This is a genomic window from Bosea beijingensis (assembly GCF_030758975.1).
GTDB classification, from domain to species: Bacteria; Pseudomonadota; Alphaproteobacteria; order Rhizobiales; family Beijerinckiaceae; genus Allobosea; species Allobosea beijingensis.
In genome coordinates this window covers 5,013,376-5,022,451 of sequence record NZ_CP132359.1, presented here as the reverse complement: position 1 = coordinate 5,022,451, position 9,076 = coordinate 5,013,376, and the positions used below count along the sequence as shown (strand labels likewise).

General features: G+C 61.2%; 11 protein-coding genes and 1 pseudogene. 1 reads left to right on the top strand and 11 read right to left on the bottom strand.

What is annotated here, in order from left to right:
• Positions 1-167 precede the first annotated feature (167 nt).
• The 10 genes and pseudogenes from Q9235_RS24125 to Q9235_RS24085 all read right to left on the bottom strand — a co-directional run bounded on the left by Q9235_RS24125 (position 168) and on the right by Q9235_RS24085 (position 6,802).
• The gene (locus Q9235_RS24125; protein WP_306224337.1) at positions 168-785 is read right to left on the bottom strand and encodes a hypothetical protein; all 618 of its coding nucleotides are present in this window, start codon (positions 783-785) and stop codon (positions 168-170) included.
• A gap of 579 nt (positions 786-1,364) precedes the next feature.
• Positions 1,365-1,589, bottom strand: coding sequence for a hypothetical protein (locus Q9235_RS26925; protein ID WP_422678400.1), 225 nt, complete (start codon positions 1,587-1,589; stop codon positions 1,365-1,367).
• Positions 1,492-2,088, bottom strand: a complete 597-nt coding sequence (locus Q9235_RS24120; RefSeq protein WP_306224336.1) for a hypothetical protein — start codon at positions 2,086-2,088, stop codon at positions 1,492-1,494. The genes Q9235_RS26925 and Q9235_RS24120 overlap by 98 nt, the downstream gene beginning before the upstream one ends.
• Positions 2,089-2,263: 175 nt before the next feature.
• Complete coding sequence (locus Q9235_RS26920; RefSeq protein WP_422678234.1) at positions 2,264-2,377, bottom strand: phosphatase PAP2 family protein; 114 nt, start codon at positions 2,375-2,377, stop codon at positions 2,264-2,266.
• Positions 2,378-2,403: 26 nt separating this feature from the next.
• On the bottom strand, positions 2,404-2,817 hold the full coding sequence (locus Q9235_RS24110) for a phosphatase PAP2 family protein (protein ID WP_306224334.1): 414 nt from the start codon (positions 2,815-2,817) through the stop codon (positions 2,404-2,406).
• 261 nt (positions 2,818-3,078) lie between these two features.
• A complete protein-coding gene (locus tag Q9235_RS24105; RefSeq protein ID WP_422678398.1) occupies positions 3,079-3,153 on the bottom strand; it encodes a hypothetical protein in 75 nt (24 codons plus the stop codon).
• A gap of 254 nt (positions 3,154-3,407) precedes the next feature.
• On the bottom strand, positions 3,408-3,632 hold the full coding sequence (locus Q9235_RS24100) for a GFA family protein (protein ID WP_306224333.1): 225 nt from the start codon (positions 3,630-3,632) through the stop codon (positions 3,408-3,410).
• Between the two features lie 402 nt (positions 3,633-4,034).
• Positions 4,035-4,828 (bottom strand): annotated as a pseudogene (locus Q9235_RS24095) (SDR family NAD(P)-dependent oxidoreductase).
• 10 nt (positions 4,829-4,838) lie between these two features.
• A complete protein-coding gene (locus tag Q9235_RS24090; protein WP_306224332.1) occupies positions 4,839-6,011 on the bottom strand; it encodes a zinc-dependent alcohol dehydrogenase in 1,173 nt (390 codons plus the stop codon).
• A 242-nt stretch (positions 6,012-6,253) separates the two neighbouring features.
• Positions 6,254-6,802, bottom strand: coding sequence for a cysteine hydrolase family protein (locus tag Q9235_RS24085; protein WP_422678397.1), 549 nt, complete (start codon positions 6,800-6,802; stop codon positions 6,254-6,256).
• A 229-nt stretch (positions 6,803-7,031) separates the two neighbouring features.
• Between Q9235_RS24085 and Q9235_RS24080 the strand changes: the two genes are divergently transcribed.
• Positions 7,032-8,321: a GGDEF domain-containing protein gene (locus tag Q9235_RS24080; protein WP_306224330.1), complete on the top strand. Its 1,290-nt coding sequence runs from the start codon at positions 7,032-7,034 to the stop codon at positions 8,319-8,321.
• A gap of 419 nt (positions 8,322-8,740) precedes the next feature.
• Here the strand turns inward: Q9235_RS24080 and Q9235_RS24075 are convergent, their stop codons facing one another.
• A complete protein-coding gene (locus Q9235_RS24075) occupies positions 8,741-9,070 on the bottom strand; it encodes a DUF6894 family protein (RefSeq protein WP_306224329.1) in 330 nt (109 codons plus the stop codon).
• Between the last annotated feature and the right edge of the window lie 6 nt (positions 9,071-9,076).

Here is a 9,076-nt window from a genome sequence, read left to right as displayed (position 1 = left end):
GGAGCAACCAGAACTGACGGGAGGGAGCCGGAGCGGTCAGCGAACCGTTCGCTCGACATGTGCCGCCCAAGGAAATCAACCGGAAACACCTTTGGCTGATTGAAACCGCGAGCTGGCAGCTCATTCGACGTGTGATCGCCGTCGCTCTTCGCGCCGCCACTGGAGCGCTAGCGAAGCAGTCCCTCAGCATCGAATTCATCCCAGCCGGCTAGGTCCGGCGGGACTTCATCGTTCAGGCTGCTAACGGCCTTCCGCGGTTTGCCAGACCGTTTGCCCGCGCGGGTCTGCGCCGCCTTTCCCGCGGCACGCCGCCTGTTCTCAGCTGCAGCGGCGATATCCTCTTCCCGCCAGATCTCTGTCAGTCCGGAATCAAGGACATGCTCAATGAAGCGAGGCTCGAATACATGGAAGGTAACGGCCTTGGCGCGGCCGCGCAGCTTGACCGTTTTGGTCCCTACACTCTGAAGGCGACCGTCGTTGAGCCATTTGTGGCGCTCGCGAGACGAGATGGCGAGAATATCCTCGGCTTCGCTCGGGAGGACAGGCAACGCGGCGATACCGCCCAACGCGTCACGGACGATCGCCGACAACGCGTCGAATTCCGCCGCGTCGGGGCCCGACGCATCGAGTGTCACCTTGCCGGCTTCGACCTTGAGGCATTTCCTCCATGCCCAAGGTAGTCGACGCTTGATTTCGCGTTCGATCCCCTTGGCGCGAACGGAGGACCCCAGGGTGACGGATGATGGAAGAGGCCACTCGGCGAGCTGCGTTACGGTGCGCTTCATGTGGTGCTCAGCTCAGGATCGCCGCCTGCAGTTCAATCGCCCGTGCGGTCCCAAGTCCCCGAGCGTCTGCCACGAATGCGACCCTTCGAGCCCCGAGACCCGAAGCGGTGCTCTGAGGCAGTTCCGCGAGGGTCCGAGTTCTCGCAACCTCTCCCTCATCTTCGCCTTTCCATTACGCGAAACGCGTGAACGATCCGTCTTTGGTCAAGTTCGCTTTGCCCTCGATGCCCAAGAGGTGCTGGCTCGCCAACCAGACTCTAGTCGCCTGAGAGGGTAGGCCAACCTGACCCTGACCTAAATTTCTTGGACGGGCGGGAGTGACCGTCTTCTTTCGAGATCGAACGGACGGAGTAAGGTCGTGTTCCATTTGCTTTGGTACAGCGTTCGACCCGTTCGCGACCGACCACGAGGCCGCTCACAGAGAACGACAGTCCCCACGCGAAGCGCGTCAAGCGATGGCGCACGCCAAGAGCCCGCATTGCCTAGATCTCGCCGCCGTCGCGAAACACGCCGTCTGAGATCGCGGCAGCGACGCTTGCGGCTTGTGCCGCCACTTTTGGCGGTGGCGCGACTCGCGGCTCAGGCCGATCCGCGACGCAACCAAGGCCAAAGATGCCAAAGGCCGAGGAGGACAGCGGCCACCACGACAGCGCTCGATATCGCTAGCCATGCCTCATCGGCGATCTTGGAAACCACAAGGTAGGTATCAGTAGCGAGGCCCAGCGCAAGAAACACGGTTGCGATCAGAAGCAGACGGCTTGCCAGCCGGTGGAATTCCGGCTCGTTGTGACCGGCATATACCAGGCGGTGGTACGCGGCGGGTGCAATCAGGAGTGCCGTTGAGAGTGCAATCAAGGCCAGGGCCAGCGCCGTGTGTCATCTTTAAGTTCGACGACAACTGCTGGAAGCCGTTAGTGAGGACGATCGCGAGCTGAAATCCGAGGAGCGCTTGGGCTCCCGGGAGGACGACCCGAGCTTCCGTCAAGACATAGTCGATCTTGGCGTCGATAGGGGTTTTCTTGTCGGAGGTCGACATGTCTTCATCCTCGTGCGGATGGTGAAAGAGCAGCGGCCCGAACCAGATTGCCAGCGGCAACACAACGCCGAGGAAGGCGCCGGCGATCCCGGCGGCAACGCCGCCGATCCGCATTCCCGCGATGCCCAGATCGAGCCCGATCGCGATGGCGAAGATCGGCAGGGTGGATAGGGATACACGGGTGAGAAATCGTATGAACTGGTGACTGGCCTCGCCGTCTTCAGCAATTCGATGATGAGCGCTGGGAGCGATGAGCAGCCCAACCACGAGTATGATCAATCCGAGAACGGCAACCTCGGTTGTCTTCTCGGTGCAGGAAATGGGGGAAGCCGTCCTGGAAGGGCGCCTGGAACTGGAAGCCGAGAAGAACCTGCGCACCCAGCATCAACATGCGGGATTCATCGAGGGCGGTCTTCGTCCGATCCGCGAGCGCCATGACGCCCTACGCCTCCGGCGATCGATCGATGGCGCGCAGGAGGTTCTCGATCGCGATCCCGAGGGTCTCCCCCACCACGACGTCACTGAGCCAGTGAGCCAGCAGGACAACCCGGGTCATCGCGAGGGACGTCGTCAGCCCCCAGATTAGAACCCGGTGACGCGGGCCAGCCGGGAGAGCGCGGAAGCGAGGGCTCCCATGTGGACCGCATGTCCCGACGCAAATGCATCGTATGCCTTTCCGGAGCGCGGAACGCCATGGCGATCCCCGTGGATTTCGCGGCGGTCCGGTCGCTCCTGATCGACGATTCCCTTCAGGAGATGAGGCAGGATCGCCGTCGTCGCCATCGTCAGGAGAATGTGGTTGGCCCGGCGGGCCCTGGCCCCTCCGCCGCCGCTCGAAAGCAGCCAATAGAGCGATGCGGCCGGAAGAAGCAGGCGCTCATCCGCTCCGAGGGTCAGCCATTGCAACGGTCTTTCGAACCGTCGGGATCTGTTTTTCGCTATGAACCTGGCTACTTGGCGATCAATGGTGGGAGCTGAAAGGCGCAGATGCTTCATATCATTCACCTTGGATGGAGCGTGAACGAAGCTGAAGGGACAAAGTTCGATCTGTCTGTGAGGTTGGAGGGCAAGCGATCCGATCTAGTCAGAGCGCTAACCGCGATTGCGCACGCCGCATTAGATCGAGGAGATAGGTGGCAGCTGGCGTAAGCGGCAAGTCCGCGCGCTTGATGAGGACAAGAGGCGGCGCCGTCAGCTCTTCTGCGACAACAATCCGAGCACATCTCTCTTCGGATCAAGGCCTCCGAAGCGTCGACGTCACTGGGGCCGGAACTCGCCGCTGACCGTGTTAAGGTTGGCCGGGTTAATCAGGTCTTTGTGAGCGGCGGTGATGCGGACCAGCTTGCCGTCAAGCTTGGCCTCCCAAAAGGCGAGGAACTATTTGAGATCGGGAAAGCGCGGAGAGAGCCGAGCATTTCGCTGTGAGTTTGGAAACCTGGCGTCGCCTGCGCTCAATCAGCTGGCTGTCGCAGCTGCAGTGGCTTTGGCCTTGCACCATCTCGGTGATGAAAGCGTCTGTCTCGCGCTCTAATCTCTGCGGCATCCCGATTGCCTACGAATTGTTTCGTTCCAGGCAGCGGGGATAATCAATGTTCTCGCCGGGGCACCCACAGTTCGTACTGGGGAGAAAGCATGCTCGGGGCATTGTCGAGCGAGCCGATCCGAATCTCGATTTCGTTGCTATCGTCGCTTGTCGCGAAGAGTGTGAATCCACAGCTCGGGCAAAATGCCCGATGATCGGTCGAACTCGTCCATTGCAGCGTTTCGCCTTCCACCTTAACCGCGTCCCGCGGCCAGACAGCGAAGGCCATGAACGCAGACCCGGTCTCACGCCGGCATGTTTGGCAATGATACCTGTCCTGAGCGGAGCGCCCGTGATGCGATAGCGCACGGCCCGGCAGTTGCACCGTCCGACCAGTTCGTTCACGGAGCCTCCTCGGGCTTCTTGACTGGGCGGCTCGGGTCGATGGGGCTCCAAGACGCAGAAGGCTTTCGGTCACCGGCCGCCGACGGCCGAGACGCCCCTGACGAGTCGTCGGGCTTTCCCTGCGGGGTTCCCGAGCTTGGGCGCGGCCGACTGTCAGTAGCGCGCCTCGGTTGGCCGGCCGTATCGTCCTCGGGCTTGGGCATGGCAAATCTCCTTTTGGCGAATGAGAACATAGCACCGCGCCTTTCGGTTCCGCGGTTGGAGGGAAAGCCTCCACGTGATCCGTTTATCGGTCGCCTGATCCGGGTTCGGCCATCTTGCGATGCTGCTGCGCCAGAACAGCGGAGGGCGTGACGTTCGCGATCGATGACTGGAGCTTGTCTTCCAACCGCTCACGACATCGCCTTCTCCATCGAGCATCGCCTGATAACCGGCCTTCGCGACGTCGGCGGGATCGTCCTTTTCGTCCTGGCCGATCTTTGTGTCGAGAAGCCCGGCACGCTCAAAGAAACGAGTTTCTGTCGCGCCTGGCATCAAACACGTGATCGTTACGCCTGTCTCCCGAAGCTCTTCCCGCAAGGCGAAGGAGAACGAGTCGATGAAGGCCTTCGTCCCATTATAGACGGCCTGGAATGTCCCCGGCATGAACCCGGCGATCGATCCCGTGATCAGGATCCTCCCCTGGCCTCGATCGCGCATGTCGCGGCCGATCTTCTTGATGAGCTGAAGCGTCCCGACGATATTGGTGTCGATGACGCGAAGCCATTCGGCATCATCCTGGTCGAGGAAGCCGTGCCCAAGCCCGCGCCCCGCGTTGGCGAACAGAACATCGACCGGCTGGCCCGCGTCCGCGATCGCCGCACAAAGCTCGCCAACGCCTTCCTCTCCGGAAAGGTCGGCTACGAGCGAGACGACCATGCCCCCTTTCGCACGGAGATGCTCGGCAGCATCGTGGATATCGGTTTCATCCGCAGGGATGATCAGGTCGAACCCGTCGGCAATTGCGAGCTTGGCGAGTTCGAAGCCGATACCGCTCGATGCCCCGGTTACGACGGCGAGTTTTTGCTGAAGAGTTTCCAAGGCTGCCTCCTTAGGGCTTGAGCACGACCTTGATGCAGCCGTCCTCCTTGTCCCGGAACGTCTGATAGAGGCCCGGGCCATCCTCGAGGCCTGCCGTGTGCGTGATCACGAAAGATGGATCGATCTCCCCGGAAGTGACCTTTTCGAGGAGCGGAGCCAGGTAGCGGTGGGTATGCGTCTGGCCCGTCTTGAGCGTCAGGCCCTTGTTCATGAAGGCACCCATCGGGATCTTGTCGAGATAGCCGAAATAAACGCCGGGCATAGAGATCGTCCCGCCTTTGCGGCAGCACATGATCGCCTCGCGGAGCGCATGGGGACGATCCGTCGCGAGGTAGGTCGCAGCCTTGATCTTATCGATGACGGCGTCGAACGAGCCGCTGCCATGGGCTTCGGCTCCGACCGCATCGATGCAGCGATCGGGCCCGCGGCCGCCCGTCATCTCCATCAATCTGTCGTAGACCGGGCCGTCATCGAAATTGATGGTTTCAACACGGCCGCTGCTGGCCGCGAGCGCAAGTCGCTCAGGCACGTTGTCGATCGCAATCACCCGCCCGGCGCCGAACATCCAGGCTGACTGGATCGCGAACTGGCCAACGGGCCCGCAACCCCAGATGGCGACCGTGTCGCCGTCTTCGATCTCGGCGTTCTCCGCCGCCATGTAGCCGGTCGGGAAGATGTCCGAGAGAAACAGGACCTGCTCATCCGGGATCCCGTCCGGGACCTTTATGGGACCGACATCCGCATAGGGTACGCGCAGGTACTCCGCCTGCCCGCCGGGAAAGCCTCCGAGCATGTGAGAGTAGCCGAACAGGCCGGAGGGTGACTGGCCCATCGCCTTCTTCGCCTGGTCGGCATTGGGATTGGAACGGTCACACAGCGAGAAAAGCTGCTTCTTGCAGAAGAAGCATTCGCCGCAGGCGATGTTGAAGGGGACGACGACCCGATCGCCAACCTTCAGATTTCGAACGTCCCGCCCGACCTCGACGACCTCTCCCATTGTCTCGTGACCCAACACATCGCCGGCTTCCATGGTCGGTGTGTAGCCGTCGTAGACATGGAGGTCAGAGCCGCAGATAGCGCAGGATGTCACCTTAATAACGACATCGCCGCCATCCTGGATTTGCGGGTCGGGGACGGTCTCGCAACGAATGTCGCCTTTTCCGTGCCAGCACAGAGCTTTCATCGTTGTTCTCCGGATAACCCCGCCTGCCGACAAACATCCCCGAAAGGATGGGGTTCCATATCGAGCGCCAACGCAGCGACAATGCATTCGCAGGAGACATCGGTCGTCCGATAGCAAACAGCTGGCGAAGCGTTGAGTTTGTTGAGCGGACAGCCAGCAAGAAGCTAGGAAACGCTGTGGGGCGGTTAGAGGCGGGCTCGTACGAGGTGGGACCTCCAAGACAGCGAGGGGGCGTGCAAACGTTACGCTTGCCACCTGTCGATGATCTCATCGACAGTCGCCGTTACAATCTGCTGGCTGAAGCGCTCCCTGAACAGCGAAAGCAGATTGTCGTGACCGACGTCTGAAAAGCTGCACACCGCGTCGGAGGCGACTATGACTCGATACCCGTGGTCGACGGCTCCGAGCGCCGTGGAGAGCACGCAAACGTCGGTTTCGGCTCCTGACAGGACCAGCGTGTCCACGCGGCGTTCGGCCAAAAATGCGGGCAGTTTGGTTCCCGCGAACGCTGAGTAGACAGGTTTGTCGAATACAGGTGCAGGTGGCGCAAACCGCGCGAGCGCCGGAACGATGTTGATCATCGAAGGATCCAGCCGTTCGCGAGTGGTCTGCGGCCACCGCCTATAGAAATCTTGCCAGGCGCCATGGGCGGCATCGGCGGTAATAGGAGTGACGAACCGCGTGAATATTGTTGCGTCTGGCCGATGCTCGGTGAGGGCTACGCATCGAGGTAGAACTCGCGGCATCCATGGGGTTGCCCAGAGCCCGTCCGTGTCGAATATCTTTTGCATATCCACGCAAATGTGGACGGTTCCCTCACCAAGCGTCGGAAGGTGCTTGTTCATGCCGTCGATCCCGACCGCGGTGCACTCGACTTCAGACGATTGCATCGTCGATCGAACCCGATCCCGCGTTTTGGGTTCCGCCAGGGCGCTGTTGATCCGACATTGCCGCTGCTAAGAGCAGCGATACGGCCTCCCCTTTACGATGGGTTAATCGCTTGTCCCTATCGAAACGGCGATGCTCCGTTCGACCCTCGGCGAACTGCTTGATACCATCGAGGTCGCGTACAGCGAGTTCGACGAGCACCTTTGTGCTCTTGCCTGGAATGCGACTTTTCTGGCCTTCTTCCCGGAGCATACCGGGAAGGTCCATGTAGGAGAGCCGTACGCGGAGAACCTCCGGCGCTTTTACGAGTGCAGACTCCCTGACGATGAAATTCCGCATATCGGGCGTTACATCGCAGAGGGGCTAACTCGCCATCGGCAGCAGATGATGCCCTTCGAATTCACCCATAGAGGTCGGAAACTGAGAGCATCCTCCTTACCGCTACCCGGCGGTGGCCGCGTCCGGGTCTGGAAACAAGTCGGCGCGTTGTCCGCAGAGGTCCGATCAAATGCGATGCCGCCGTTCGATGCTTTGGACAATATAGCAGACGGAGCATGCGTTGCCCGCGAAGACGGTGGCATCCTAGCAGCGAACGCCCGATTTCGAGAATTATACGATGTTCCACGAGACCGAGGAATCGTGGGTTTGCCGCTCGAAAAAATTATAGCGGAGGCTTGGGCCATGGGGGCGGCCCAGGCTACCTCGCTTGCCACCATACGAAACCGACTGAGATATGATGGAGCGCCATTCGAGGTTGAGCTTCCGGGTGACCGATGGCGCCGAGTGATCACGCAACATACTGACGATGGCCACGCCTACACCATCCATGCCGATATCACCGTAGCCAAGCGGGAGCATCGAGACCTGTTGGCGGCGCAAGAGACCCTAAAGGTCGCCATCCGAGAACTCGATAATCTAGCCCGCCGAGATCCTTTGACTGGTCTTCCCAACAGACGAATTTTCGACGCAGAGCTAGCCGCATCGGGCGAGAGCGCGTGCGTTCTGATGATCGATGTGGATCGCTTCAAAGACGTGAACGACCGCTTTGGGCATGGTGTGGGGGATGCTTGTCTGAAACGAGTGGCGAGTATCATCGAGCGATCGGTGGCGTCGATCTCAGCGATGCCTGCCCGGATCGGAGGTGAGGAATTCGCAGTTCTGGTACGAGATGGCGACAGAACAGAGGCTGTAAGGCTTGCGGAGAGAATCTGCACGGACGTTGCAGACGCGAATTTCGAGGACTTAATCCAAGCCACCAATGTCACGGTCAGCATCGGGGTCGGCGTTCAACACTCGACCGCCTCGATGCGACACGAGACCGCCGATCGCGCGCTTTATCGCGCCAAAGCGGCTGGCCGAAACACCGTGTGCGTAGAAGCGGAAAGCGCTCATAGGATCATCGACCTCCAAAGACGAGGTTAGGCGAAATCTCCGCCGGCGATCGAAGTCGCCGGTCGACCGTCCCCTTCCTGCTGTTAACCGAGACGAGCCGACGCCGCCGGCGATCCGTACGCAGCGCGCCCTGGCCCTCTACTTAATCGACCTGGCCGACGCCGGCGACAACTGCCGCCAGAAATTGGCCGCGCTGCGGGAGCGTGAAGTGAGCGGAATCGGACGGGGTCGACCACTTCAACGCTGTCCGCGGCCTGCTCGACGGCAAGACGCTGCGCGCAGCGGACGAAATCGCTGGAGAGATCCTGGACGGCCTGCCGCCGGCGGGTGGACGGTGGGACGGGCTCCTGAGCCGCCGCTATGCAGGCTGGTGCTGACCGTGCTGCCCGATGGAAGCCAATCGAGACGCTGGCGCTCTCGCTGCGCTCCGTATCGGTAGCTAACGAGAGTTAGCTACTCTCGCGCTTCTTCTGCTCGCGAGCCTTGGCGTCGCGTTCCACCTCTTCGCCGGCCTCGGCCTTGAAATCGAGCGAAGCGCGGTAAATCCGCTTTCCCTTCTCGTCCTCGATTTCCACGCCGAACCGCGCGCGCTCGCCGTTCGGCATCCGGTCGCGCGCCATCTCCGTCAGCGCAATCTGAGCGTCGTCGGCGGCCGCCTTGGCGTCGGGAAACTCGATTCGCTCGTCGGAATCGTCGCGGCCGTGATCGCTTTCGGTCGTGATCTTGTAGTTAGGCATCGTTCGTCGTCCCGTTGGCCCCCCTCGAACCCGGAACGGCAACGGCCG

Excerpts from the sequence above, each read along its gene's own strand:
- Q9235_RS24125 (WP_306224337.1), bottom strand. The coding sequence starts at position 785 with ATGAAGCGCACCGTAACGCAGCTCGCCGAGTGGCCTCTTCCATCATCC.
- Q9235_RS26920 (WP_422678234.1), bottom strand. The coding sequence starts at position 2,377 with ATGACCCGGGTTGTCCTGCTGGCTCACTGGCTCAGTGACGTCGTGGTG.
- Q9235_RS24110 (WP_306224334.1), bottom strand. The coding sequence starts at position 2,817 with ATGAAGCATCTGCGCCTTTCAGCTCCCACCATTGATCGCCAAGTAGCC.
- Q9235_RS24100 (WP_306224333.1), bottom strand. The coding sequence starts at position 3,632 with ATGGCCTTCGCTGTCTGGCCGCGGGACGCGGTTAAGGTGGAAGGCGAA.
- Q9235_RS24090 (WP_306224332.1), bottom strand. The coding sequence starts at position 6,011 with ATGAAAGCTCTGTGCTGGCACGGAAAAGGCGACATTCGTTGCGAGACC.
- Q9235_RS24085 (WP_422678397.1), bottom strand. The coding sequence starts at position 6,802 with ATGCAAAAGATATTCGACACGGACGGGCTCTGGGCAACCCCATGGATG.
- Q9235_RS24080 (WP_306224330.1), top strand. The coding sequence starts at position 7,032 with ATGCTCCGTTCGACCCTCGGCGAACTGCTTGATACCATCGAGGTCGCG.